Genomic DNA, 25157 nt, shown 5'->3' on the forward strand with positions numbered 1-25157 from the left:
TAAAATTGGGTCTTATGGTTACAGAAATTACTAAAGGAATAAAGGTGAGCGTGGAAGCTGAATATCAGCCCGGATACTCAAGTCCCAGTCAGTATCATTATGTTTTTACTTACCGGGTAACCATTGAAAATCAGAATGATAACACCATTCAACTACTGAGCAGACATTGGCACATTAGCGATGCTGGTTATAAAAACAGAGAAGTAGAAGGAGAAGGCGTAGTAGGTCAGCAACCGATCATGGAGCCTACCCAGTATCATCAATATGTTTCTGGATGTAATCTTAAATCCGGCATTGGTAAGATGTGGGGTGTGTTCATTATGGAGAGAATTGTAGATGGCCATAGGTTCGAAGTAGCGATACCTGAGTTTCATATGATAGCGCCGTTTAAACTGAATTAATTGAATTCAAATAAGTTGCACCAGGTTTTTAGCTACCTGGATTATTGGCTTAAAGCAGAAGGCAAGCACTCTTTACAACCACCTTTTATTTTTGATCTTTATAGCAATGTTTTTCTAAATAAAGAAAAGTATAAGGACTTTGATCAATTAAAGCATTTAAGGAAAACCTGTAAAAAGAGTTCAGAACAAATTAAGGTCACTGATTTTGGATCAGGATCTCAAGTGGCAAAGAGTAACGTGAGGAGTATTTCTCAGATTGCCACTAACGGCACTACCAAGCCAAAATATTCTAAACTCCTATATCGCCTTATTAAACATTTAAAGGCCAATAACATCCTTGAGCTGGGTACTTCTATCGGGCTTAATACGCTTTATTTAAGCAAGGCTACTGAAGGAAAAGTAATTACACTGGAAGGTGATAAGGCGTTAAGCAATTACGCTCTCGACATCTTCAAGCAAGAAAAAGCCACGAATATCGATCTGATTACTGGTAATATTGACCAGACTTTAACCGGCGCCATATCTGAGCCTATTGACATGGCATTTATAGATGCTAATCACAGCTATACCCCTACTCTTCAGTACTTCGAGGTTTTAAAATCACATATACACGAAGGTAGCTGTATTATTTTTGATGACATTCATTGGTCTAAAGAAATGGAAGCAGCATGGAATGAGATTAAGATGGCTAAAGGTGTGACGTTAAGTATCGATATCTTCCAGTTCGGACTAGTATTTTTTAAGACTGGCCTAAAGCCACAGCATTATATTTTAGAGTATTAATGACAATAACATATGGCTCCTATGCGTGTTAATATATGTGAACTAATTTAATACTATTCGGACCGCGCAAATGAGAAAAGGAATTAGAGGCTTCGCCCTCTTCATTATCATACTTTTAATTGTTGTATTTATTGTTCCCAATGTTTTTAACTCTCGAGAGGAAAAAGCTTTTTCTAATGAAGCACGACTTGAGCAGGCCAGAGAATCTTATCAACTTCATCGCTTAGGAGATAGCATAACCACTAGCATATCAGACTTTTACGATAGAAGTAAGTTTGCCGAAACGTTTCTAGGTATACATTACAGAAAAATGTGGCACACGCCCATTTCATTACCAGTGTTAGATTTGGCGAAATTTGAAGGCGGATTGACCTACCAAAAACTTGGAGGCGGACAGCAAACCACCAGTGCGGATGTGAATAGTAAAAGCGGGTTAGCTTACACCATTAGGTCTGTAAATAAAGATCAGAGCAAGGCACTCCCTCCTATTATGCAATATTCCTTAGCCAGGCCTATGTTTAGAGATCAGGCCAGTGCCTTGAACCCATTTGGTGCTATTATTACCGCTCAACTAGAGAATGCTTTGGGCTTGCTTCATACAAGTCCAAAAATGTATTTTGTTCCTTATGATAGTACCTGGCATAATGATTTTCTCATTCACCTCTCAGGGCGGGCTGTGATTATTGAAGAAGAGCCTGGTGATGAATGGATCAATAAGCCCACTTTTGAAACAGCCTATAAAATAGTAGACACTGATGAAATGATTGCAGCCTGGCAGCAGTCTTCCATTAATATAGATAAACAGAACTACCTCAAATGCCGTCTTTTTGATATGCTGGTAAGTGATTGGGACCGACATAGCGGACAATGGGCCTGGGCGTTTATCAAAACTAAAACAGGAAATATGGCTAAGCCAATCCCCATGGATAGAGATATGGCCTTTTATAAATTTGATGATGGCATTCTGAATCATCTTGCCCTAGCCATAAACCACAAATTCCAGTCATATAACCCTGAATATGACGACGTTTCAGGTCTCATGAAGAATTCTAAAGAGCTTGACTTGAAGATATTATCTTCAGTGAGTCAAGATGATTTCCTATATCAGGCACGACAGATTAAAGAGCAGCTCACCCCTACTATTATTAGCAAAGCCTTTTCAGTATACCCTGAGGAGATTTATGCCGAATATGGTCAAAAACACATTGAAATATTCAACCAGAGACTTAAGAATATAGAAGTACTTGCTGAAAGCTTTTATCAGCTTTTAAATAGTGATGATTAGCAGATGTAAGAGGCTTTATCCCACCAGTAAGATTTTACTGTGGCTATAATTTCTACCAACTCACTGTACTTTGAAGGCTTTGTAAAGTAGGTATTCACACCATGCTTATATGATGTTTTAATATCCTCCTCGTTAGATGATGTTGAAAAGATTATGATCGGAATGTGCTTGAATTGATCCTCTTCCTTTATTTCTTTTAAGGCTTGTCTGCCATCCTTACGCGGCATATTCAAATCAAGGAAAACTATAACAGGTTTATCTTTAAACTCCGCCAGCTTCTCTATAAGTTTGTCACCGTCGTCAACGAACTCGATGCAATCACTGGGAATGTCATTATCATTCATGGCATCCTCAATGAGCAATCTATCGTCCGCATCATCCTCTGCAATAATTAGGGATGTAAGGTTTACCATTTATCAGTGGTTTAAGGCAGGTTATTAAGTTTTTTAAAAACAATGTTGCCTAAGGTTAGATAATCATCAAGCAATATATTAAATTGATAGTACTATTACAACGTTAATAATGATTTTTTACTATTACATAAGTAATATTCTATGAGAGAAAGCAAATTTCAGCCTGAAAGGGTAACTATGTTACGTGAGTTATTGCAAATGTCGCAGGTAAAGTTTGCTGAAAGAATCAATATTTCTCAAGGCGCCTTATCTCAAATAGAGAATGGTAAATCTCAGATTTCGCTAGATACCCTAAGAAGTATCAGTAATGAGTTAAACGTTAATTGCAACTGGCTGGTTAACGGCAATGGAGATATTTTTCAGCAAGAGGAGGATGAAGATGACGCAACGGCAGACAGGCGAAATGAAAAAGTATCAATTGAGCTAGTTCATGAAGGTGATAGCATTATACCACTGGTAAAAGAAGAAGCCCACGCAGGCTATATAGGTGGTTATAATAACCCTGAGTACCTCAAGACACTAGATGTTTATAAGATTCCGGGATATCAAAATGGCAACTATCGTCTATTTGAGATTGAGGGAGAAAGTATGATCCCAACTATCTACCCTAGAGAGATAGTTATCTGCTCACATGTGGAAGATCCTACCAGAATTGAGAACGGAACGCTATGCGTAATAGTAACATCAGATGGAATAGCTGCTAAGAGGGTTTATTTTTATGAAAATGATAAAAGCCTTTTCATACTAAAGAGTGATAACAGCAAATTCAAAACCTATAGCATTCAAGATAAGAAAGTATCAGAAATATGGAAAATAGAGGCTAAAATCACCTCTGTGTTCGTAGAATCTGGCTTAGTGGATGCTAAGAGAATAGAAAAGCTCGAAAACAATCTGGAAACTCTGAAGAACGAAGTAAAAAAGTTAACTGACATAAAATAAATACCTTCCGAATGGCATGATCTTTTGATGTATTATTCTGATTACCAAAACACAGAATTATGAGCAAAGATCATGGACCGTCAATTAAGAACGACGAACAATACGAAGAGCTTCGAAAGCAAGGTATGAGCAAGCAAAAAGCTGCTCGAATAGCCAACACTGAAAACTCCGGTGAAAAAGGAGGAAAAGCTAAACCCTACGAAGAGAGAACTAAGGAAGACCTGATGAAACAGGCCAGAAAAATAGGTATTGAAGGAAGAAGTACAATGAACAAGGAGGAGCTTATAAAAGCCCTAAGAAATAACTAAACAAGAAAGGTGCACCAGATGGTGCACCTTTCTTGTTTTTACTTATAATTATAAATCTAGAAGTTAGGTATTACAGCTTATATGCCAGTGATATTCCATGAGCTTGACCTGTAAATACTTTCCATGATAGCTTATTGATCTTATCCATATTCACATTTTTCACTTTATGAATTTGTGGCACCAATATACCGTTTAGTGTACCGATCGGAATACCTATCATAAGATCAGTTAAAAAGTGTTTTCCCGCCCTATACCTCAAATAGGCATTACCCAAAGTAGCCACACTTGCGGCAGTATAAAGCACCCAATGTAATCCTTTTCTATCAGGGTAATAATCAGACACTACCTTAGCCACAAAGAATAATGATGTAGCGGTAATAGTGGGGTGACCTCCATAAAATGAGTTCTTGGCTTTGCTAGACATCCGCTCGCTCATAGGGGCGTCGGGTGAATAGGCCAAAGGTCTGTATTTATCTACGTGTGAGGCGGTCATAGAATAGATTGTACCTGTAAGACCTAGCGCTTCTACATACATGATGCTTATACGACCGGCGTCTCTTCTGATATTCTTGTCAAGAAGCATTAAAAATGGTATTGGAAATGATCCATAAAACAGGAGATCACTTTGCTTACTGGCTTTTTCGCTATATCTCGGTTCTCCGTGCCTATTAAACTTGATGACGTCTTCATTGATATTAAGGTTAGCAATGGTAAGCGAGTCAGATCCAGATTTTTGGTTGAGCAGATAAAACCCATAGGCTGTAGAGCCAGCTCCGACTATTGCCAGCGGTATCTCAAGTGCTTCGATTACTTCATAGGGAGAGTCTTCTTCTGTTCTTTGGGCTTGGGTTGGTTGAATAAGAATAAATATGGATAGTAGAAATAGTAAAATTGTTCTTTGCATTGGTATTATTTAGTTTTTTTTTAAGGAAAAGACTAAAAAACCGTACCAATACGCCTTAAGCCTTACTTAATAAGGCTTACAACAAGTATTCTAATAATATTCATTATCATCGTTGTGTATGATACTCCTCATTAGTGTATAAAAATGGTGCAAGACATCCCATAACTACCTTTATAAATAGACGGAGCAAATACCGATGAGAATTTCTTCTCCTTGCGTCCTTTATAGTGATGAGTAAGATACACCAGATTAGTAGAGAATATACCCACTGCCGCGCCAACAAGTACATCAGAAAGCCAATGTTTGTTGTTCAATATTCTGTAAACACCAGTAGCGGTAGCCACTGTATATCCACCTATTGAATACCAAACACTCTTGTAGCCCAGCTCTTTATGCATAAACGTAGCTCCCACAAAAGCTTGAGTAGTATGAATAGAAGGGAATGAAGCTGAATTACTATCATCAGGTCTACGGACTTTAGTAAGTCCTTTTAAAGGAAAGGCTATTGCTAAAGCCAATACGTTGGCCTTTACGAAAATAAACGTTCTATCTCGAAATGAATGTTTACTTTTAACTCCGAGCAAGTCCAGGCCATACACAGTGGCTGGCGGCGCATAGCGCATAAAGTCGTCCAAATTAGAGCTAAAGTCGGGGAAGCCGTCATCCACTACGTTCTTAGCATCATATCTACTGAAGATGGCCTGATCTGATGCGGCATAAAGACCTAAAGCAGTAAGGCCAATTGGGACACCCGCTACTTTAACAAAATTGGTTTTGTGCCACTTTTTTTGGTGACCTGGACACTATCAGTCTGTGCCCAGGTATTTTGAAATGCTATTACAAATATTATTGAAGAAAAGATGATTCTCAGATTCATCCTCATTGAACATAGACGGTTTTAATGTTTACAAATTCCTTTATTCCGTAAGGTCCGAGCTCTCTGCCGTAGCCACTATCTTTAATGCCTCCAAATGGCAATCTAGGGTCTGACTTTACAAAGGTGTTTACAAAACAACAACCAGCTTCCAATTCAGTTTCAGCGATCCTCTCTCCTTTCGCTTTGTCTTTTGTAAAAACAGCCGCTCCGAGGCCAAACTCTGAATCATTGGCAATTCTAATTGCATCTGCTTCATCTTTAGCTTCTATAATCGAGGCCACTGGTCCAAACAACTCCTCGTCATAAGCGGGCATTCCGGGCTTCACATTAGTAAGTACTGTAGCCGGATAGTAAGCGCCTCCTTCTGACGGTATATCACCTCCTGTAAGGCATTTTGCACCAGCATCTACACTATCGCATACCTGCTTATGTAATTCATCTCTAAGGTCTTCTCTAGCCATTGGCCCAAGGTCTGTGCTTTCTTCTGATGGGTCACCCATTTTCTTGGCCTTCATTTTATCTACTACCAGGCTTTCAAACTGCTCTTTCACAGCACTTTCTACGATAAACCTTTTAGCAGAAATACAGCTTTGTCCGCCATTTATCAGGCGGCTGGTTACGCAAACTTCTGCTGCATTTTCAAGGTCGGCATCTGCTAAAACCACGTATGGATCGCTACCACCTAGTTCAAGTACAGTTTTCTTTAGCATTTCTCCTGCTTTTGCCGCTACGGATTTGCCTGCAGGAGTACTTCCTGTGAGTGTTACCGCTCTCACTTTATCGTTAGCGATAACGTCATTTACCTCGGAGGAACTTATCAATAAGGTTTTGAAGATGTTTTCAGGAAAACCTGCCTTCTGGAAGATTTCTTCAATGGCTAAGGCACAACCCGGCACATTAGAAGCATGTTTTAAAATTCCGGCGTTACCTGCCATGAGAGCCGGGGCAGCAAACCTCATTACCTGCCAAAAAGGAAAATTCCATGGCATTACGGCTAGTACTATACCTATAGGTTGAAATGATGCGTAGCTTTTTGATGCATCAGTTTCTATTATTTCTCTTTGCAGAAATTGCTCCGCATTATCTGCGTAATAATCACACACCCAAGCACATTTTTCAGCCTCGGCAATGCCATCTTTAGTGAGCTTACCCATTTCCTGAGTCATGAGTTTGCCCCACTTTTCTTTTTCATCTCTAAGAACATTCGCAGCCTTTCGCATGCACTCAGCCCTGTGGCTAAATGAGGTTTGTTTCCAGCTTTTCCAGGCCTCGTGCACATCATCAATAATGGCACTAGCCTGATCAGCCGTATGTTCTTGATATGATTTTATCTTTTCCCCACTAGCGGGATTTATAACTTGCATACTCATATTACTTTCTGTTTAGTCAGTTAGTGATATGGGATGCAAACGTTATGCCTGCTACCCCACCAATGTGTGCAATGGAAAAATAATTCTGAAAATGGTGCCTTTTCCCACCTCACTGTCTACCACAATTTTAGCACCGTGGCTATTAATGATATTCTGAGTAGAGGTTAGTCCTAACCCCATTCCACCTTTTTTACCAGTGAAGAAAGGATCAAACAATTTCTTAATCTCAGTAGCAGGAATACCTTTACCATTATCTGCAATAGACAGCACTACAGAGCTTTCTTCTTTATGCGTGTCTATTTTTAGTATACCGTGATCCACTTCCATGGCTTCAATGGCATTAATTATGATATTTAAGAACGCTGTTTTTAACTGCTCCTTATCAAAAGATATCTTTGGAATTTGTGGCTCAAGTTTACGCACCAATCTAATTCCTCTTAGCTTAATACGATCAGCAGTAATAGCCAAAGTTTCTTCAATGACATCATTCAAGCTACCTACTTCAGGATTTAACTGCTTAGGCTTGGATGATTTTAACATCTCTGTGATCAGCTGTTCTATCCTATCGGCATTTCTCCTGATAATATCGAAATAAAGGCCTGTTTCATCTCCATCAACTTCTTCCACCTCATCTCTAAGCTGCTCTAAAGCCAGGTTCAAGTTGGTCAATGGGTTTCGTACCTCATGAGCCATACTTCTGGCAATCTGACCTGTCATGGCCAGTTTTTCAGCCACTAATAGATCCTCTTCTGCTCTCTTCCTTAAAGTAAGATCATGGATGATCCCTTGATATCCATACACTTCACCGTTATCTCCGGTAAGGGCTATACCATTCACAAGGCATTCTACTTTATCTCCATCTTTACGAACGAGAGTGATCTCGAAGTCTTTCACATGGCCATTTTTAGCCAGCATTTCGTAGAAATATTGGTAAGATTCTTCGTTAACGAAGATTTCTTTTATGGTTTTTTGTAAAATCTCACTTTTGGTGAATCCTAAAAGCTTTTCCATGCTTTGATTTACATCAATAAAAAGGTGCTCTTTATTGATCATATAAATCGAATCCACAGAACGCTCAAACAGTGAGCGATACTTAGCTTCATTGGCATTGAGTTCCTTTACAGATTGAGAATGGTTGATGGCATATCTGATACTTCTTCCCAGAGAATTAGCATTAATTTCGCTCTTCACCAGATAATCAGATGCTCCCAGCCTCATGGCCTCATAATCTATTTCTTTATCTCCTTGCCCGGTAAGTAATATCAGGGGAATTTCACAGCCTTTGGATCGTACCTTTTTTATAAATTCAAGGCCGTTTTTCTCTCCGAGTCTATAGTCTACCAGGCAAATGTTAAACCTGTTAGAACATACTTCCTCGAGGGCACTGTCATAGTCTGGCTGCCAATAGATGTTAAAGGAAGTTTTACTGTTTAGTTCGTCTAAATAGTCTCTAACTAATATAAAGTCATCCTCATCGTCATCTATAAGAAATACATCAATGACATTGCTTTTATTCTTCACCATATTAGATTGATTATCTGCTAATTATCTTTATTCTTAGGTAGTTCTACTATTCCAAACCAGTAATCTCCTATTCTCTTTGTTACCTCTACTAATTCATCAAAAGTAACAGGCTTTGAAATAAATGAATTTACCCCTAAATCATAGCTTCTGACAATATCTTCTTCAGCTTTGCTGGTAGTAAGCACAATTACAGGAATTCGCTTTAGATCAGCATCATTTTTAATATGTTTTAACGCTTCTCTACCGTCCATTCTGGGCATGTTAAGATCTAACAGAATCAGGCCTGGTCTTGGAGCATCCTGAAACTTTCCTTTTTGGTAAAGAAAATCCAACAGCTCCTCACCATCTTCTACAAAATGAAGATCATTAGCAAGTCTGTTTTCTATTAATGCTTCCTTGGCGAGCATCCTGTCATCCGGATCATCGTCTGCCATCAAAATGGTTATTGCTTTAGCAATCTCAGTCATTTTCGTTGTTTTTTAAAGGTACCACTATAGTAAATATTGCCCCGGTCCCCTCTTCTCCATCTGCTATTATCAGTCCGTTGTGATTTTGTACCACTTTCTGACAGATAGCCAGGCCAATGCCTGTACCCTGGAACTCGTTCCTACCGTGCAATCTTTCAAAGATATTGAAAATTCTTTCAGAATATTTTTTATCGAAGCCAATTCCATTATCCTTAATCTTTATTTCGGCAAATTGTTTAGTGGAATCAGTATTAAAGTTATATTTTTTTTGAACCTTGCCTCCACCAATAATATTGGCTGATACCTCTACAAGCGGTGTTCTCTCCGGCGGTGTAAATTTTATGGCATTACTTATCAGGTTCTGGAAAAGCTGTCTTAACTGCACGGCATCACCGTCAATGGTTGGCAGTTTGTCTACCTCCACTTTGGCGTTAGTCTCCGTTATTCTTGCCTCTATATCTTGCTGCACATCATCGATCAATTCATTGAGATCTATTTGCTTGAATGGCTCCTGGTTTCTGGCAACTCTTGAATATTTAAGTAAATCATCAATTAATGACTGCATTCTGGCCGCGGCACCCTGCATTCTGGAAATGTAATCTGCTCCTCTTTCTTCAAGTACTGACTCATACTTTGAAACCAGGCGATCACCAAAGGCTCTGATTTTTCTTAAAGGCTCCTGCAAATCATGAGAAGCCACATAAGCAAATTGCTCCAGGTTCTCATTAGATTTTGAGAGTTCCTCATTCTTAATCAGCAGGTTATATTCAAAGCTCTTCTGCTGAGTGATGTCCTGAATAGCTCCATAGAATGTTTCCACCTTACCTAACTCATCCAACTCATAGGTAGCTAGCACCCTTAGATGTTTGATTTTACCATGGTCTAAAATAACCCTGAAGGTAATGTCATAACCAGTATTGTTAGCCTTGGCTTCCTCAATAGTGGTTTTTACCTGCTGCATATCCTCTGGATGCACATGATTTTCAAGGAAACTGGCGTAAGTAGGTGTAAACTTCTGTTCTGACCTCTCAAAAATCTTATAAACACCGGTAGACCACTTAATGGTGTTTTTAGGTAAATACCATTCCCAGCTACCCATGTTAGCAATGCCTTCTGCACTGGCCAGAATCTTATTATTTTTCTCGATATCATCTTGGGTTTTCTTCTTAATAAGAAGCGCTCCAATTGATGATGACACCTGCCTGATAGTACCTCTCAGATCTTCAGCATTACCAGATGACTCTCTGGCAAAGAAAGCTGCTGTCAATATAAGTTCATTATTAAACAGAATAGGCACTGCAAATACATTTTTAAGTCCGTATTCAGAGGCATTATGCCCTTTTATAAATTCATCAGCTGTAGCAGAAGATAGATCATCAATAAACTCCATTTCATGAGAGGTCATGACTCTACCTATCATTCCCTCTCCACGATTTACATCTAGTCTCAGGTTACTATTGTGAAGTTCTCCAAATGACGATTCGGTAGCATAGAATAATTCAGACAAATACATTTGTCCATCATACGGCAGCCATACTTCAGCATAATCTATATTAAATCGTTCACTTATCTGCTCAAAAACGCTCTTTACTGCCTGATCAAAGTTATCTGAACGAGCTATGGTAAGGTTAAGGTCAGAAACGAATGACTTTTCCTCTTCTGCCTCTTTCAACTCCGTGATGTCCCTACCCTCAAAAATGATAAGGTTAACACCTTCATCTCCTGAAATAGGCTTTAATGAGAAGTCTACAGTTTTTTCTTCTCCCTTGTCATCAATAATATTAGCCTCGTACCTTACAAATTCACCTCGTTGTGCACGCTCAACACCTGTTTTAATATCATCTTTTATTTGTGAAGAGTTAGTCCACCAGGAAATATCCCAAAGGCTCTTGCCTAAAATATCTTCAGAATTAAAGTGGCCAAATGAAAGCATAGCCTCATTTGTCTCCAGTAGAACACCCCTATAATCCAATAAACTTATGAATTGGAAAGTATTATTGAATATAGCTTCAAACTTCTTCCTACTTTCTTCTATTATCCTATTCGCTTTTTTATGAACTGAAGTATCTACCAAGGTCACTACGCAGCCATCTTCCAGCTTTACACAGCTTTCTTCTATCCAGATTTCACGTCCATTTTCCTGGTAAAGAATTTCCATGCTATTAGGAACTCCTTTTTCAATAGTTTCAACGTAGCTATCAAAAGAGCCTGACTTTTTAGAATTTGGGAAGCTAGATAACAGTTTATTGCCAATGATATTTTCTAAAGGTTTTTGTAATAACCTTTCCACCGCTCTGTTTCCAAGTACGTACTGAAAGTCTACTATCTTTCCATCCTCTCTTACTGCTTCCATGAAAAGTATGCCGTTAGGAGAACTATCCAGCACTTTCCTCAAAGACTCTCTAGCACGCATTTTCTCATTTACCTCCTGACTTATCTGCTTGAGGTTTTGCTCCAACTCTTCTTCCGCTACAATCTTGATCCTTAAGGTTTTATATAATTGTGTAAAGAGGTAGGCTATCGCTATAATGGCCAGGATAAAACTCATAAAGATGAGCAGCGGAGTCATCATGCTACTATAATCTTGTCTATCCGTTCTTCTTATTAAAAGCTTCCATTCAAGATCAGACATATCATCTACAAGATCACGGATCTTGTTCATGTTATTATTTCCTTCGCTTATCAGCTGATTTTCCTTTTCTTCAAAGCGATCCTTATCTCTCATATCATACAGGATCTGCTCTATAATGCTGTATTGATTTTGCACCAACACACGTAAAGAATCTAATCGACCTTGCTGAGTTGTATTATCAGTAGTTAAGCTGTCTACTAAATCAATTTTAGATAAAGCAATCCACTTGCTATTAAAATAAGGCTCCAGATAAGCAGAGTCATTGGTAAGCTGATAACCTCGGTGAGATGATTCTGCATCCTTCACTTCAGAAATTACCTTCTCTAACTCACGCATAACTACGTTAGTATGAGCCACATCTTCAGCATCCTGAATCATGTTGTCTAAACTCTGGTAAGTGAAGTAAGAAATAAGCAACATTATGGCTACTACTAGCCCGAATATTACTCTAAAAGATTTGATTGACTTCATAAAGTTTTGAGTGTGTATGCAAAATTCCCCAAGTGTGTATTTTCATCCACACTTAAAATAAAATTACTTTTAATGTAAAAAATGAATACTTTAGGAGTTGTACGATAGGCCAATGACTTAAGCATAACCTGAATTAAGATTGAAAAACATTACAACATCTTCCATTAAATGCTTTCGAAGATATGATTTAAACGCATTTGTAAGATCCCTGCTCATTTTTGTCATGTTTTCATTCAGTATATCAGCATTTGGTCAATTAAAAAATATGGGTATTAAAGGAGGACCTACTTTTAACAGTTTTATTGTTGAAAATGGCTCTAATAAATACAGTAGAGTGGGTTTTCAACTAGGACTACTTTCTCAAATAGAACTTACAGATCATATTTATATACAGCCTGAGTTACTATTCATTACAAAGGGAACAGAAGCTAAAATAGAAAACAGGTTTACAACTAATACCTATGAAATATTTCTAAACTACATATCTGTTCCGATCTCCTTTTGCTATACTTTTAAACCTCTTCATATAAGAGGTGGTGCCTATTTTTCATATCTGGTAGGTTCTCAGGCTGAGAGATATAACGAAAGAACTAATGCCTTTCAGGATATATCCAGAGAACCTGAACACTACCGATATTGGCTATACTTTTGGAATAGGTTACCAATATAAAAACATCATTTTATCAGGTGGTTACTCGCAGGGGCTGAGCAAAATTATTACTACAGAAGCCAGCCAAGAGCGATTGGGTGCTACCCATAACAAAACCTGGGATGTGAGTATAGCTTTTCTTTTTATGTAATTAGATATTGATATCGTATGCTTTAAGTTTATTATAAAGCGTTTTTCTATCAATATTTAATACCTCTGCTGCCTTTGTTTTATTATAACCGGTCTTTTCCAAAACACTTATAATCGCATTTCTTTCAGCATTTTCAGACACTGACTTCAAATTAGTAACATCAGGACTGGTGGTTTCAATGGCCCCCAATGATGATGATAGATAATCTGGTGAAATGATTTCAGATGGCAGACATTCCAGGCTTACCTTGTCAGATTGGCAAAGTAATACGGCTCTTTTAATCACATTTTGAAGCTCTCTAAGGTTTCCATGCCAGTAGTAGTTCTTTAATTTATCTTCTACTTCAGGCTCAAAACCATCAATCTCTTTTTCCAGCTGATTATTAGCTAAATCAAGGAAATGACGAGCAAAAACGAGTATATCTGGTTTTCTTTCTCTTAGTGGAGAAAGCTCAATTCTAAATTCGTTTAACCTGTGGAAAAGGTCTTCTCTAAATTTACCGTTTCTTACAGCTTCCTTCAGATCTTCGTTAGTAGCGGCAATTACCCTTACGTCGATATCTAAATCTTTAACGCCACCTACTCTCTTAATTTTTCTCTCTTGTAAAACCCTTAAAAGTTTGATCTGGTTTTCATAAGAAAGGTTTCCAATTTCATCTAGAAACAGGGTACCTCCATTAGCTATTTCGAAGCTACCTGGCTTATCTGCTAAAGCACCAGTAAATGCTCCTTTCATGTGACCAAACAGCTCACTACCAGCAAGTTCCTTAGGAAGAGCGCCGCAATCAATAGCCACAAATGGTTTATCAGTACGCTTGCTCTTGTTATGAATCTCGTTGGCTACAAACTCTTTACCTGTACCGGTTTCTCCTGTAATAATAACGGACATATCTGTAGGTGCAATCAGTGAAATATGCTTTTGCACTATCTCAGCCTGGCTACTTTTACCTGCAACAAAGGCCTTTTTCTTTAATGGCGCGGCCTTTTTAGTGCCGTTGCTTTTAGAAGTATCTACATGGTTGTTTTGATGCTTTTTCTGCTTTATGGCTTCTTTTACTGTAACTAAAATCTCATCAGGATATAGAGGCTTAGTTACATAATCATATGCACCATGCTTTAAGGTTTGCACCGCAATACGTACATCTGAGTAACCTGTGATGATCACCACCGCAGTATCCGGGCTAATAATTTTAATCTTTCTTAAGATGCTGATACCGTCTTCGTCAGGCAAACGGTAATCACTGATAACCAGGTCAAAAGTCTTTTTCTTAAGTATTCTTATCCCTTCTTCACCTGTATTGACATAGTCTACTTCATAGTTTTTCTTGGTAAGAAATCTATTCAGCAGTAAACAAATGTCATTATCATCATCTATAATTAGTATTTTCTCCATGTGTTTGGTGTAAAGTCTGTAGTAATTTTTAAAATTTATGAAGAATAAGATACGTGTAACTCTTCTAGTGCGCCGATAATCATTTTCTTATTAAACGGCTTGGGAATGAAGAAATGAGCACCTTCTGAGGCCGCTCTCTGTCTTTCAATATTACCGTCATAAGCACTGATTATAACAACCTTCGCATCAGGATTTTCTTTTCGAATTTTAGGTATGAGGTGAAAACCAAGACCATCTGGTAGGTTAAGGTCAAGGAAGACTAAATCATATTTAGACTGCTGAATACATTTGGCACCATCCTGTACGCTGTGTGCATAGGTGGTTTGAAAACCAAGCTTTTTAAGCATTCCTGACAAAAGCAGGCATATCTCAACTTCGTCATCCACTACTAAAATCTGCTCTTTATTCAAAATATCTCTATTTAATAAGGTTTAAGAAACTTGAACGCCACTGCCCTTCTCTAAATGCTCTTTCATGTTTACCCTTCTAAAGATTAGCTTAGATAAAACATATACTGCTCCTATAAAGACAGTAAATGCCAGGACTATTGAAATAATGAAATTAAAGATCATCATGGGTTTATCTTATTAGTTACTGGCGCTACTGAAAATTTTATACCAAAAAGCGTATAGTCTCTTTAAGGTGCTTTTTGAAAGATTTTCCCATGGCAAGTATACTAACTTTCCATTTAAGTGGGTAATTAATTCCACACACAGGAGGTGGAGACTTCTCAACAGTTAGTCATGTCATATGGCTATAAGTGGCACTAATAGCCATTTTTCATATGGCATAAGATTTTCATAATGCTTATGCAAACAACATAAAACTATTTAACTATGAGCAACTTACTCTATATAATCGCAGTAATATTGATAATCGGCTGGCTATTAGGCTTTTTCTTCTTTAGCCTGGGATCATTAATACATATTCTTCTTGTATTCGCGGTTATCGCTATACTTTTCAGATTGATATCTGGAAGACGAATATAAAGCCTTAGCAATGGATAACTTTGAACTTTCATTTGAAGATTATGCTCAGGATATCCTACCCCGGAGACTTGAAATGATCAAGTCATTAATGAAAACTCCTTTCCCTGTTAAAAAACTATTTGGACAGGGACAAGGAGAAAAGAATGTCATTAAGAAACTTGGGCGGATGTCTGACTTTAAAGGTCTATATGCTTTTCTTCAAAACGATGAAATCGTATATGTAGGGACGTCAGAAAAAGTAATCAACAGACTCAGTTATCAAGTAAAAGGATATACTAAATACCAGGCGCATTTGGCTTGGGAGTTAGCCAAGGCACATGGGTTATACACCAATAAGAAGTTACAAACCCCAAACCTTAAAAAGGCTAAAAACATCATCATGAATATGAATGTGATTTTCCTTGAAATAACGTCGCCCATTGAGCGACACCTCATGGAAATCTATTCATGCATGAAATTCGATTGTAAATTTAACTTCTTTGATGGGCACCGCTAATTATAGCGCTGCCCTTATTTTTTCTACCGCTTCTTCTCTTTCTTCCTCATCTGCAGGATCTTCTAATGGCTCATCTCTAGGTAACTCAGGCATATGAGCTAACTCTATATACATGGGAAAATGATCTGAACCAATGCCTGGTAATCTTTTGATATCCAGAAGCTTGAAATCATTGCTATGAAACACATGGTCTAATGGCCATCTTAATAATGGGATCTTAGCATGGAAAGTATTAAAGAACCCTCTACCCTTTCTTGGGTCTAACAAACGGCTGATTCTTTGGAAGATTCTGGTACTGTGAGACCAGGCCACATCATTCAGATCACCCGCCACAATTACGGGACCTTCTACTTGCTCCACTTCCTTAGCTACCAAGTATAATTCAGCATCTCTCTCGGTAGATCTTTCATTCTCAGTAGGACTTGGCGGTTCCGGATGGATGGCATAGAGTTTCACCATCTGACCATTCTCTAATTTTACATAGGTATGAATAGAAGGAATTCCTTCTTCTACCATAAACTTTATTTCAGAACATTGTAGCTCAAGTTTAGAATACAGAAGAATTCCATACGTATTATCCAGCGGATACTTAATGGTGTAAGGATAGTAGTTATCTATTTCTTTTATTCCCTCTTCCCATTTCATGTCAGTCTCCACTGCAATCAGAACATCTGGCTGTACATCTTTTACCACCTCTACCAACCTGTGATATTCCTCGTTAAATTGGTAAACATTGCTCATCATAATACTTAATGAACTACCTTCCTTTGGGCTGGTAATCCTTTGCGATTCCTTATTGGCAATCCAGGTATAAGGGAAGACTATAATACATTCATAAACCGTAGCTGCGGTGAGTCCTATTACCAATACAAAATGCCACCATTTGTCATACTCAAGGAACCAAATAGTGCCTAATAGTGAGAGCATTCCAAATACAGCCAGCTGAGCTTGAGGGAAATCAAAAACGCGAATCCACCATGCATCTTTCTTTATCAGCTTGATAAAGCTGCTGACTATGGTGATTACTGCCAGAATAGTTATTAGTATTTTCACAATGATATTATTTTGAGGAATTATCTCCACGTTTAACACACTCTATCCGAATATGTTATCAGAATTTAAGGTTTTTTAACTGGCACGAAATTTCCAGTTATAATAGAAAATTCACACAACTTGTCTAAGAAAAACCGCACTAGCAAAATTTTGATCATTACCACAGTGGTAATCATTTCATTAGCCGCCATTGGCATCTTCCTCCTCAGGCAATACGCTAATCCTTATGTAAGAAATAAAATAACTGAGCAGCTAGATTCTCTGGAGCAAAGCCCGTTACAGCTGAAGTATGACTCTTTCACCCTGGACATCAGTGCAGGTCATTTTGCTATTATGAACGCTTCCATCAAATCGGAAAGTGATAGTACTAATACTTATGAAGTTAAGTTCGACAGGTTGGTGCTCAATGGCTTTGGTGTATTCTCTTATCTACTCAATAAGAAAATATCAATTAATGATTTCAAGATTCAGTCTCCAGAAATCATAATAACTCAAAGGACTCAAAACAAGCAAGATAGCATCAAAAGCAAACCGCCTGCTGGCTTGCCATACATTAAAATTAAACATTTCGACATATCAGACGGAACTATAAAAATCATTAATGCTGATACCAGTGCAAGTGCCACGCTGCTTACTGCAGATTTCAAAATAAACATGACCAAACTTTATACTGATTCTACAGAAGCACATACCTATAAGTACTTTGATATAGATGAATCAGACATTGTTTTTTCAAACATCACCTTCACTCCTGACAGTATATATAAGTATAAATTACAAAAGGCGGAAGTGCGCTTAGATAAGAAAAGCTTAACCTTAGACTCCATAGATATAGCTTCTAATTATGAGAAGTTTAAACTGGGCAGAGAAGTAGGGTATGAAATTGATTGGATGGATGTATCCATTCCTTCTATTAACTTCAAAAATATAGACTTCAAAAAGGCTATTAATGACACATCATACCATATAGGCTCTATAACTATCAATGACCTTACAGCCCTGATATTCAGGGATAAAAGATTACGTTTCCCTGAAAAACCGAATACTAAATTATTAAAGGAGACTCTGGCGTCACTCACTACTAAGATTAGAATAGATACTATTATGGTAAAGAAAGCGAACATAGAATATCAGGAGTTTGTAAAGCAGGCTTATGGCCCCGGCCATGTTTCTTTTAATAATCTATACGCCAGCTTCTATAATTTTGCTAATACAGATAGTTTATTTCTGGATTCTGTAAAGCACACGGCCTATATGGACGCGCAGTGTAAAATCATGGGACAAGGACTTTTAAAAGCCTCCTTTACTTTCCCTCTTAACAATCAAGGGCCTACCTATGCTGCCAAGGGCAGCTTGGGAGCCATGGATTTAACTCAGTTCAACCCTATGCTGGAGTACGTAGGTTTTACCAGAATTAAAGAAGGGCAACTTCATCATTTGGACTTCAATTTCACTTATAATAATAACAAATCTGATGGTGAGATGTATTTTGAATACGAAGGCCTCAAAATCAGCACCTTAGATAAAGAAAATCATACTAGTGAAGGCCTGGGAGAAAGCATAAAGACCTTTATAGCTAACACCTTTGTGGTGAAAACCAATAACATGAAGGACGATGGCAAATTCAGAGTAGGTAAAATAGAATTTGAGAGAGATAAAAAGAAATCTATCCTCAACTATTGGTGGAAGTCACTACTCACCGGCTTTAGATCCAGCACTGGAATAGAAGCTCCTGAAGAGAGAATTGATATTAACTAATCGCTGACTTAGAAAAGGGTATAAACAAAGAAGGCTGAATCAATCACTTGATTCAGCCTTCTTTGTTTATCAGCAGATATTTAATACTCCTTCTGAACGCCCTTGCGTTCCTCAGCCTTAATATCTGTCACTTTGTTAGACTTATGCCTTCCGGCATCTTTATCTCTCTTTCTTCTAATGATAAACATAATACCAAACAGTACTACTACTGATATGGCTACGTATAATATAATTATTGCTATTCCTGAAAATTCCATAATCTGTTATTTATTCGTCTAAAAATAGATTTTTTAATGTCTTAGTCGGTGTTAAGAATATTGTGAAGTCAAAATATGGTCCTGGCTGCACTGTGTTCTCAATGACATTGTTATTATTAAATGAGTTATCCTCTGAGATGTCAAATCTGTAGTTAATTCTATAGCCGGCTGATACACCGATCCAGATGAAATCATAAAGCGCTCTTTCATAGCTTATTGAGGGCAGAATATCTGATCTTCTAAGCTGCAAATCGTTAAATCTGGCTAGCTGCTCTTCTTCTAGCGCTATGTTATAACTGGCACCTTGCACCTCATATCCCAAGAAAAATCGAGACTTTTCATTTGGGTTATAGCGGACATGGAAGTTAGCCGGTATTTTAGATTCAAAGCCCCATTTTTCGTTCCAGGTTTTATTCCAAACAAAGACAGGATAAATACCCGGCTGACCAAGATCATAGCTTAGGTAAAGTCCTATTCCGTAAGAGTTGTTTTCATTCTTTTGCCATCCGTAAACTGCGGCCAAAGAGTAGTTAGCAAACTCATATATAGGAATATCTTTCTTTCCCAGATCTCCATTAAAAGCGGTAGAGGTCCTTATGTAGATATAATGTTTTTTATCAAGCGCGTGGTTATAGTAGAATTTGATCTCTCTGGAACGTAAATCCTTTTCTTCCAATGCTCTGTACAAAGCATAATCCTTGTAATCATCTCCCTTAAACTCATATTCATTTTGGGCGTAATCAAAACCTACAATGAAATTGGTTCTATCTCTTAAAATGATGGGGATTTTAATTTTAAAAAGTATTCTGTTTAATTGAGACACTGTAGTTTCAGCATCTCCCAAGCCATCTAAATTACTTTTACTTTCAAGGTCGTAACCTATTACCGGCGAATAGCTAAACAGAATACCTCTGGGCATCATATTAGTTACACTGGGAGATGGCCAATCTTCTTTATCGTCATCATCCTCCTGCTGTGCTGAAGCGTTTACATACACTAATGTGCACAAAAACAACAATGCTAATTTTCTCATATTATTAAAATAAAAATCCGGCGGTAAATGTTACGAGTTGATCTTCTTTAGAGATGCCGTATGACCCTGATAGTAAGAAGATTTCAAAGAAATGAAGGTAAACACCTGGTCCATAAGCCCTGTGCATTTTGTCTGAGCTACCGTCCTTACTCCACACCCTGGCCTGGTCATAGAAACCAAAAAGGCCCACATTACCATTAAGAAGGTTGTTTCGAAGGTTGAAAAGCTTAAATCTTACTTCATTATTATTGTAAAAGCTGGTTTTACCCGCAAATCTGGTTCTTCTAAAGCCTCGTAGATTATCCAGATTACCTACAAAGTTAGAATGGTAGAAATAGTAGTCTCCCACGTTGGTGGCCGCTCCTACCCTGGATGCAAAGGTTAATTTGAAAGGTAAATTTGGTGTGAAGTATACTGATAAATCAGTGCTGTATTTAGTAAACTCAGCATAATCACCATTTAGCTCATGGTAATAACTGATTTCATTCCTCCACTTAATTCCTTTTTCAGGATTAACAGGGTGATCTGCCAGTGCCGTCTCTGTAAAGAACTTGAACCCACCAAAAGATTTTCCTTCTAAAGTGACTACATCCTGATTAGCTATTTCGGTAGATAAGATATTGTCATCATTCTCTTCCACATCCTGATACTCATAATTAGGACCAATACCTGCCTTAAACACAGGGCTGAATCTCTTCACTATTGATGGGTTCACTCTGATGCTGTTCAAATGTATTCTGTAGAAATCAATATCCTTATCGTTCTCGGTTTCATTTCCTTGCCCAAAGTAGTTAAATACATACTTCGGTCCATTGGCTTCTGCGTCTAATGTCAAATCCCACTTATGCCCGAATAATGAACTAAAAACTCCATTATATCTAAAGTTAAAAGCTGAGGTGTTGATGGCATAATTGGCTACTATGCTATGGCTGGTCTTGAACGGATCTTTTCTAAACCCATGGCGAGTAATCTTCACGCCGCCACCGAGATACATACCATCATCAACATTATATTCTATAAATAACTTCGGACCAGTATAATCATAGGTGTAACTGTTTCTTTCATAAGAGTTTACCCATTCATGCTTAGATGTAATGATGCGTGTTTCACTACCACCTTTCATGTTCTTCTCATTATCGTCTTTGTCATAAAAGATGGTCATCCTACCTGGTCCTGCCACATGAGATTCATCTATAAACTCGTCTTCTTTCTCTTTACCCCCAACTACTCTAATCTTTATGCCTTTTTTTACATCACCAGTGATTTCGAATTTATCTTCGCCATCTCTACCGAAAAGTCTAATCTCTTCTGTTTCTTTAGTCTTAAAGTTTCTTGAATAAATTTTCTTATCTACCTCACCATCTTTAAAAGTCTTAAATACCTCCACTAGTGTTTCGTCATCGTTCAGCCTTTGTACTTTAAAGTATTCATGCTTATTGCTACCCACTACGTTCACCTCCTCAGCCAGATAGTCATAATACTCTTCAGCATATTCCTTCAACTTATCTCTTCTAGATTTAAGTTTAGCTGCAATCTCAGGCCCAGAAATCGGGTAAACCTCCTCCGGAAGTTCTTTCACCGCCTTATCAATCACCTCATTAGTAAGCTCACTCTGAATATCACTCACGGTCTTTAGCCAGTCTTCTCTTGAAAGCTCACTAAGCACAGCGTGATCCAGGTTTCTGGCAGAAAAATTAATACCTAGCACATCAGATATTTCATAATCGAAATTGCTAAAATTCCTAAAGGCCCATTTTCTACTTAAAATCCAGGGAATAACTCCATCATATAGCACAAAAACCTGATCTCTATCTCGTGGTACTGGTCTGTAAATTGACCCTTTTCCTTCTTTGTCATATTCAGCCCATCTCCATTGGTCATCATGACGATCCCAGTCACCAATCAGCATATCAAACAAGCGAGATTTTAGATACATCTGGTCATCTATCTCATTGTCATTATCCTCTTCCAGGTGTTCAAACAGCGTTTCTGTGCTTACTATATTTTTTGAGTATCCAAATCTTTTATAAGCACTTAAGTCTTCATCTGGCCTGATTTCCATAAGCCCCATTCTACCACCAAAATCATTGATATAAGGACCTAAATACGGTGTATATGGTGTATAAAATACCTTAGGGCTTGTGTGATATATGCCCACAGCCTCAGCCATATCTGGCACAGCTAATGCTCCATAAGGATGCGCTGTACTAATCTGATCTTTTACCAAATCATTCACCCAGGTATCCTGAAAAACCTCAGGTATAGCTCCAGAAGGAAATTTATCAATTGATCTCAGGTTATATTGAATGCTATCTTCACTCATAAAGCGAATAGAGATAGTCTGCTTTCCTCCTCCTTTTTTAACAGGCTTTAAGCCTCCTTTATATGTTTTGATATCGATATATGGAATAGTTACCGGAGTAGTCCATTCTTTCCTATAATGATCTCCCAAGAAGAAACGACCAAACTTGCTCATATCATAGCTGGTGTTGGCGGCCATAGTCCTGGTACTATCTCTGTAATCTGGTACTTCTTCATCCTTGGCAGATTCTGTTTCTTCAGGATTAAGGGCGTATAAGGAACTTCTAAAGGTGAGCTCACCTTCAGGGTTCTGCTCATCTGCGGTATAAAAATCTACCCAAGCCTGGCCATTTTTATAGTAAGTGATCTTCGCAAAACCGGGGGTTTGTTGTACGTATGCAGCTCCGAAACCTCTTGCAGCATAGTTCGATTTAGAAGCTGCACCACTAATGATCTCGTGCATTAAGCCACTTTTATGCATCTGAAGGTTATGATCATGACCTGACGCATAAACAACGTTCTCTCGCTGCTCAATGATTGACATCACAGCCTTTTTATATTCTTGGAAATCAGAGTTCGGAATATCCTGAGGGCTGGCTCCTGATTTTCTTAAAATAGGATAAATAGAACCTATTACCGGCAAAGGAAAATACAAATAATCTCTCACTAGTCTTAGTGGAAATATATTATCCATCAGGTTATAATGCCCACCATGATTACCATTACTGATTACAGGGTGATGAGCTGCCAACACCACGTGCTTGCCGTCATTTCTTCTGATCATATCTTCAAGCTGAATGATAAAATCCAGCTTATCTTCTACCTGACACCCATTTTCCGGGGCTCTTGGCTTGTCAAATTTTCTTAACCACCATTCGGTATCCACCACAATAATTACCAGATCATCTCCCACTGGCACCTCTACCGGGCCTGCGCATCCGTTATCTGGTAAGAACACATTTTGATGGTGTTCTTTTAGATATTCTTCAACATATTCTTCCTGTCGGTTTACTCTTTCAAGGCCTTCTGATCCACTTTTATCCCAATCATGGTTGCCAGGCACGAAAATGATCCTACCACCATAACCCTCAGTAACATCCATCTGCATTTTAATGATATCTTCCTTCTCCTCTCTGTTGTAAGCAGATTCTTCTGGCAAGCCACGTTCATATATGTTATCACCTAAAAAGATTACTGAACTTGCAGAGTCCTTCTCATTTGCCAGGTTCTTCTTAAGCAGCGTAAGAAGTGGATTCATTTTATCGGTGGGTACATCACCACCGTCACCAATAAGATACACAGTGTGTGTTATCTCAGCATCAGGCTGTTGCTTACCTGACCAATCGCGATAATGTTTTCCGTAATAAGGTTTTATAGTATTGCAAGAAGTGAGTACAAAAACTAAAAGGGCTAAGTAAGATAGGTATTTCGTTAAGTATTGTTTCGACATGCGGTATTGTTAATTTATTACCGGTAATGCAAATACCATGTCGAACAGGGTAAGTATTATTAAAAGATACTTTAAATAAAGTAATGGCAATTTTTAGTATCGTACCATTAGTCTTTTAAGAGGAAAATAGGGGAAATTGGGAAATACAAGGTGTGGAAATGAGTCTACACCTTGCAGGTAGAGAAATTACTTCTTCTCTTTCACATCTTCGAAAGAAACAGAATCATCAGTCTTCTTCTGGAAAGCTTGAATGAACGCATTCTTGAAAATATTACCGATTGTAGGCCAAATTTTAGTTTTAGGATTATTCAGGTCGCCTTTCATAGGTATTTTGGTAGCAAACTGATCATGAGGATGATTCTCAAATATATCCACTACCAACCCTGCAAAACTCTCCCACAATAGCTTTAAAGGCTTCTTCTTATCTTCAGAGAAATCTACTATTTTAAGATCATTCATCACAGGCTTCACATAACCTTCCAATAGACCATCTGACACGGCCATTTCACTGTAGAGGTTAAAGGTTCCTTTTTCAAAATCCAGCTTAGCATAAGCCTCTGCAAAATCATTTAAAGCAGGCATATTAACGCCCTCAAGCTTAGCAGTTAAATCAAAATCCGGAATTTGCTTTAATAGGTTAGCCTTAACATCCACTCTTAAAACACCTCCACCTATAGAGGTACCGGATGCAGTGATAGTACTTGGCAACTTTCCTTCTTCATGGTCTGCATTGCCCAGATTTGTAGCTAAAAGATGTAAGCTATCAATTGAAATATTTACTTCTGGCTTACTTGAGAAATCTCTATAAACCAACTGGCCATTAACCACTTCAAATCGGTTTACCTGTAGAGGCATTAATTGTTTTATAGGTTCAGTCCAATCTGTTTCCGTACCGGTTTGCTCTGCCTGGCTGCTATCTGCTACTGCCACCACAAAGTTTACTTGTGGGTTCACTAACTCCAGCTCACCTACTATTTTACCTTTAAAAAGGGCTCCCCACTGCACACTTAAGTCTATCATATCGATATCTAAAAATGGCACTGGAATCTCTTCTCCTGTCTTTTCTAACTTCAGCTTTTTAATCTGATAAGCGCCTCTGTATAAATGAATATCTACATCTTCGATAGAACCTTTGTAACCAGGTATATCATCCAAAACCTTGTTTACATAATCCGTCACCCAGAAAGGAAGATATATTCTTACCCCTATAAGAATGGCCAAAATGATTAATATTATTTTGAATGACTTTTTCAT

General features: G+C 38.1%; 23 protein-coding genes. 9 read left to right on the forward strand and 14 right to left on the reverse strand.

Annotated features, from left to right (window positions below):
• Window positions 1-14 precede the first annotated feature (14 nt).
• The 3 genes from apaG to LVD16_RS19490 all read left to right on the forward strand — a co-directional run bounded on the left by apaG (window position 15) and on the right by LVD16_RS19490 (window position 2469).
• Window positions 15-401 carry a Co2+/Mg2+ efflux facilitator ApaG/CorD gene (apaG, locus tag LVD16_RS19480; RefSeq protein ID WP_233769961.1) on the forward strand — a complete coding sequence of 129 codons (387 nt, stop codon included), beginning with the start codon at window positions 15-17 and terminating at the stop codon, window positions 399-401.
• A complete protein-coding gene (locus LVD16_RS19485; protein ID WP_233769962.1) occupies window positions 402-1184 on the forward strand; it encodes an O-methyltransferase in 783 nt (260 codons plus the stop codon).
• A gap of 70 nt (window positions 1185-1254) precedes the next feature.
• On the forward strand, window positions 1255-2469 hold the full coding sequence (locus LVD16_RS19490; protein ID WP_233769963.1) for a hypothetical protein: 1215 nt from the start codon (window positions 1255-1257) through the stop codon (window positions 2467-2469).
• On the opposite strand, the gene LVD16_RS19495 is transcribed toward LVD16_RS19490, so the two are convergent.
• Window positions 2466-2882, reverse strand: a complete 417-nt coding sequence (locus LVD16_RS19495) for a response regulator (RefSeq protein WP_233769964.1) — start codon at window positions 2880-2882, stop codon at window positions 2466-2468. The genes LVD16_RS19490 and LVD16_RS19495 overlap by 4 nt on opposite strands.
• A gap of 141 nt (window positions 2883-3023) precedes the next feature.
• Between LVD16_RS19495 and LVD16_RS19500 the strand changes: the two genes are divergently transcribed.
• Entirely contained in the window at window positions 3024-3821 is a 798-nt protein-coding gene (locus tag LVD16_RS19500; protein WP_233769965.1) for an XRE family transcriptional regulator, read from the forward strand.
• Between the two features lie 59 nt (window positions 3822-3880).
• Window positions 3881-4129, forward strand: a complete 249-nt coding sequence (locus tag LVD16_RS19505) for a DUF7218 family protein (RefSeq protein ID WP_233769966.1) — start codon at window positions 3881-3883, stop codon at window positions 4127-4129.
• Between the two features lie 70 nt (window positions 4130-4199).
• Here LVD16_RS19505 and LVD16_RS19510 read toward each other — a convergent pair whose 3' ends face one another.
• From LVD16_RS19510 to LVD16_RS19535, 6 genes are all read right to left on the reverse strand, one after another.
• Window positions 4200-5033, reverse strand: a complete 834-nt coding sequence (locus tag LVD16_RS19510) for a phosphatase PAP2 family protein (RefSeq protein WP_233769967.1) — start codon at window positions 5031-5033, stop codon at window positions 4200-4202.
• 131 nt (window positions 5034-5164) lie between these two features.
• Window positions 5165-5656 (reverse strand): phosphatase PAP2 family protein, encoded by a 492-nt coding sequence (locus LVD16_RS19515; RefSeq protein WP_233769968.1) that lies wholly within the window; start codon window positions 5654-5656, stop codon window positions 5165-5167.
• Between the two features lie 256 nt (window positions 5657-5912).
• Window positions 5913-7280: an NAD-dependent succinate-semialdehyde dehydrogenase gene (locus LVD16_RS19520; RefSeq protein ID WP_233769969.1), complete on the reverse strand. Its 1368-nt coding sequence runs from the start codon at window positions 7278-7280 to the stop codon at window positions 5913-5915.
• Window positions 7281-7331: 51 nt separating this feature from the next.
• Window positions 7332-8804 (reverse strand): hybrid sensor histidine kinase/response regulator, encoded by a 1473-nt coding sequence (locus LVD16_RS19525; protein ID WP_233769970.1) that lies wholly within the window; start codon window positions 8802-8804, stop codon window positions 7332-7334.
• A gap of 17 nt (window positions 8805-8821) precedes the next feature.
• The gene (locus LVD16_RS19530) at window positions 8822-9271 is read right to left on the reverse strand and encodes a response regulator (RefSeq protein WP_233769971.1); all 450 of its coding nucleotides are present in this window, start codon (window positions 9269-9271) and stop codon (window positions 8822-8824) included.
• Entirely contained in the window at window positions 9264-12374 is a 3111-nt protein-coding gene (locus tag LVD16_RS19535; protein ID WP_233769972.1) for a CHASE3 domain-containing protein, read from the reverse strand. Before LVD16_RS19535 ends, LVD16_RS19530 begins: the two co-directional genes overlap by 8 nt.
• Window positions 12375-12639: 265 nt before the next feature.
• Here LVD16_RS19535 and LVD16_RS19540 point away from each other — a divergent pair, with 265 nt between their 5' ends.
• Entirely contained in the window at window positions 12640-13044 is a 405-nt protein-coding gene (locus LVD16_RS19540; protein WP_233769973.1) for a porin family protein, read from the forward strand.
• A gap of 130 nt (window positions 13045-13174) precedes the next feature.
• Here the strand turns inward: LVD16_RS19540 and LVD16_RS19545 are convergent, their stop codons facing one another.
• Both LVD16_RS19545 and LVD16_RS19550 read right to left on the reverse strand, forming a co-directional pair.
• Window positions 13175-14566: a sigma-54-dependent transcriptional regulator gene (locus LVD16_RS19545; protein ID WP_233769974.1), complete on the reverse strand. Its 1392-nt coding sequence runs from the start codon at window positions 14564-14566 to the stop codon at window positions 13175-13177.
• Between the two features lie 35 nt (window positions 14567-14601).
• Complete coding sequence (locus LVD16_RS19550) at window positions 14602-14976, reverse strand: response regulator (protein ID WP_233769975.1); 375 nt, start codon at window positions 14974-14976, stop codon at window positions 14602-14604.
• A 426-nt stretch (window positions 14977-15402) separates the two neighbouring features.
• On the opposite strand from LVD16_RS19550, the gene LVD16_RS19555 reads away from it, so the two are divergent.
• Both LVD16_RS19555 and LVD16_RS19560 read left to right on the forward strand, forming a co-directional pair.
• Window positions 15403-15555 (forward strand): lmo0937 family membrane protein, encoded by a 153-nt coding sequence (locus LVD16_RS19555; RefSeq protein WP_233769976.1) that lies wholly within the window; start codon window positions 15403-15405, stop codon window positions 15553-15555.
• A 10-nt stretch (window positions 15556-15565) separates the two neighbouring features.
• Window positions 15566-16051 (forward strand): hypothetical protein, encoded by a 486-nt coding sequence (locus LVD16_RS19560; protein WP_233769977.1) that lies wholly within the window; start codon window positions 15566-15568, stop codon window positions 16049-16051.
• Here LVD16_RS19560 and LVD16_RS19565 read toward each other — a convergent pair whose 3' ends face one another.
• Entirely contained in the window at window positions 16052-17104 is a 1053-nt protein-coding gene (locus LVD16_RS19565; RefSeq protein WP_233769978.1) for an endonuclease/exonuclease/phosphatase family protein, read from the reverse strand. It abuts the gene before it with no gap.
• Between the two features lie 120 nt (window positions 17105-17224).
• Between LVD16_RS19565 and LVD16_RS19570 the strand changes: the two genes are divergently transcribed.
• A complete protein-coding gene (locus LVD16_RS19570; RefSeq protein ID WP_233769979.1) occupies window positions 17225-18862 on the forward strand; it encodes an AsmA family protein in 1638 nt (545 codons plus the stop codon).
• A gap of 80 nt (window positions 18863-18942) precedes the next feature.
• Here LVD16_RS19570 and LVD16_RS19575 read toward each other — a convergent pair whose 3' ends face one another.
• The 4 genes from LVD16_RS19575 to LVD16_RS19590 form a co-directional block, all read right to left on the reverse strand.
• Complete coding sequence (locus LVD16_RS19575) at window positions 18943-19119, reverse strand: NADH-quinone oxidoreductase subunit J (protein WP_233769980.1); 177 nt, start codon at window positions 19117-19119, stop codon at window positions 18943-18945.
• Window positions 19120-19129: 10 nt separating this feature from the next.
• On the reverse strand, window positions 19130-20152 hold the full coding sequence (locus tag LVD16_RS19580; protein WP_233769981.1) for a DUF6268 family outer membrane beta-barrel protein: 1023 nt from the start codon (window positions 20150-20152) through the stop codon (window positions 19130-19132).
• A 4-nt stretch (window positions 20153-20156) separates the two neighbouring features.
• Window positions 20157-23903, reverse strand: a complete 3747-nt coding sequence (locus LVD16_RS19585) for a ShlB/FhaC/HecB family hemolysin secretion/activation protein (RefSeq protein WP_233769982.1) — start codon at window positions 23901-23903, stop codon at window positions 20157-20159.
• Window positions 23904-24089: 186 nt separating this feature from the next.
• Entirely contained in the window at window positions 24090-25157 is a 1068-nt protein-coding gene (locus LVD16_RS19590) for a DUF748 domain-containing protein (protein WP_233769983.1), read from the reverse strand.

Source organism: Fulvivirga ligni (assembly GCF_021389935.1).
GTDB classification, from domain to species: Bacteria; Bacteroidota; Bacteroidia; order Cytophagales; family Cyclobacteriaceae; genus Fulvivirga; species Fulvivirga ligni.

Coding starts and splice junctions, on each gene's coding strand:
- LVD16_RS19490 (WP_233769963.1), top strand. CDS start 1,255: ATGAGAAAAGGAATTAGAGGCTTCGCCCTCTTCATTATCATACTTTTA.
- LVD16_RS19505 (WP_233769966.1), top strand. CDS start 3,881: ATGAGCAAAGATCATGGACCGTCAATTAAGAACGACGAACAATACGAA.
- LVD16_RS19510 (WP_233769967.1), bottom strand. CDS start 5,033: ATGCAAAGAACAATTTTACTATTTCTACTATCCATATTTATTCTTATT.
- LVD16_RS19520 (WP_233769969.1), bottom strand. CDS start 7,280: ATGAGTATGCAAGTTATAAATCCCGCTAGTGGGGAAAAGATAAAATCA.
- LVD16_RS19525 (WP_233769970.1), bottom strand. CDS start 8,804: ATGGTGAAGAATAAAAGCAATGTCATTGATGTATTTCTTATAGATGAC.
- LVD16_RS19585 (WP_233769982.1), bottom strand. CDS start 23,903: ATGTCGAAACAATACTTAACGAAATACCTATCTTACTTAGCCCTTTTA.
- LVD16_RS19515 (WP_233769968.1), bottom strand. CDS start 5,656: ATGCGCTATGCGCCGCCAGCCACTGTGTATGGCCTGGACTTGCTCGGA.
- LVD16_RS19575 (WP_233769980.1), bottom strand. CDS start 19,119: ATGGAATTTTCAGGAATAGCAATAATTATATTATACGTAGCCATATCA.
- LVD16_RS19500 (WP_233769965.1), top strand. CDS start 3,024: ATGAGAGAAAGCAAATTTCAGCCTGAAAGGGTAACTATGTTACGTGAG.
- LVD16_RS19580 (WP_233769981.1), bottom strand. CDS start 20,152: ATGAGAAAATTAGCATTGTTGTTTTTGTGCACATTAGTGTATGTAAAC.
- LVD16_RS19555 (WP_233769976.1), top strand. CDS start 15,403: ATGAGCAACTTACTCTATATAATCGCAGTAATATTGATAATCGGCTGG.
- LVD16_RS19540 (WP_233769973.1), top strand. CDS start 12,640: ATGGGTATTAAAGGAGGACCTACTTTTAACAGTTTTATTGTTGAAAAT.
- apaG (WP_233769961.1), top strand. CDS start 15: ATGGTTACAGAAATTACTAAAGGAATAAAGGTGAGCGTGGAAGCTGAA.
- LVD16_RS19530 (WP_233769971.1), bottom strand. CDS start 9,271: ATGACTGAGATTGCTAAAGCAATAACCATTTTGATGGCAGACGATGAT.
- LVD16_RS19590 (WP_233769983.1), bottom strand. CDS start 25,157: ATGAAAAAGTCATTCAAAATAATATTAATCATTTTGGCCATTCTTATA.
- LVD16_RS19495 (WP_233769964.1), bottom strand. CDS start 2,882: ATGGTAAACCTTACATCCCTAATTATTGCAGAGGATGATGCGGACGAT.
- LVD16_RS19560 (WP_233769977.1), top strand. CDS start 15,566: ATGGATAACTTTGAACTTTCATTTGAAGATTATGCTCAGGATATCCTA.
- LVD16_RS19545 (WP_233769974.1), bottom strand. CDS start 14,566: ATGGAGAAAATACTAATTATAGATGATGATAATGACATTTGTTTACTG.
- LVD16_RS19535 (WP_233769972.1), bottom strand. CDS start 12,374: ATGAAGTCAATCAAATCTTTTAGAGTAATATTCGGGCTAGTAGTAGCC.